General features: G+C 66.7%; 2 protein-coding genes. One reads left to right on the top strand and one right to left on the bottom strand.

The genetic code is table 11. From position 1 onward, the window contains the following. A partial coding sequence (locus ACWTU8_RS32140) for a LysR substrate-binding domain-containing protein (RefSeq protein WP_455851292.1) occupies nucleotides 1-251 on the top strand: 251 nt, incomplete at its 5' end. 82 nt (nucleotides 252-333) lie between these two features. Here ACWTU8_RS32140 and ACWTU8_RS32135 read toward each other — a convergent pair. Next, nucleotides 334-541, bottom strand: a 208-nt coding sequence (locus ACWTU8_RS32135) for a hypothetical protein (protein WP_455851291.1), incomplete at its 5' end; no start/stop codon positions are given.

Raw genomic sequence — 541 nt, 5'->3', positions numbered from 1 at the left:
CCCAGCGGTCGCATCGCTTCGACAGTTTCGTCGCGGCGATGGAAGCGGCGAGCGCCGGCGCCGGCGTGCTTCTGGGGTCGCGGCCGCTTGTCGACGCCGCGCTCAGGAACAGGAGCCTGATGCCGCTTTCCGATTTCGAGCTCTCCAGCAGCTCAGGCCATTTCTTGACCAGCGCATCGACCGCGCGCCTGACCAGCGCCGAACAGGATTTCCGCCAGTGGCTGCTGGGGCACCTGTCCAGAAAGGCCTAGGCCTGACCGGCACTGTCTAGCGCGGTGCGGAGCCGATACGCTTCCAGCAGATCAGCGTGCTGGTCAGCCCGCCATGTCGGCGTCAATCGAGATGGCGCACGCGGCGTCGCTTGCGCGCGGCCTTGATGGCAGCGATGCGCTCGGTGTCTTCTTCCCGCAGATGCCGTCCGCGCTCGAGGATCTCGAGCGTGTATTCGTCATAGGTCAGGCCCAGCCGTTCGGCCTTGTCCATGCGCATCAGCATCACCTCGCGGCTCGGCGCCTTCCATGCCTTGGCGTGCGCGGTCTGC

Source organism: Mesorhizobium sp. BHbdii, from assembly GCF_053848045.1.
The sequence above is the reverse complement of the archived record's forward strand: the minus strand, read 5'-3'. Positions and strand labels throughout refer to the sequence as shown.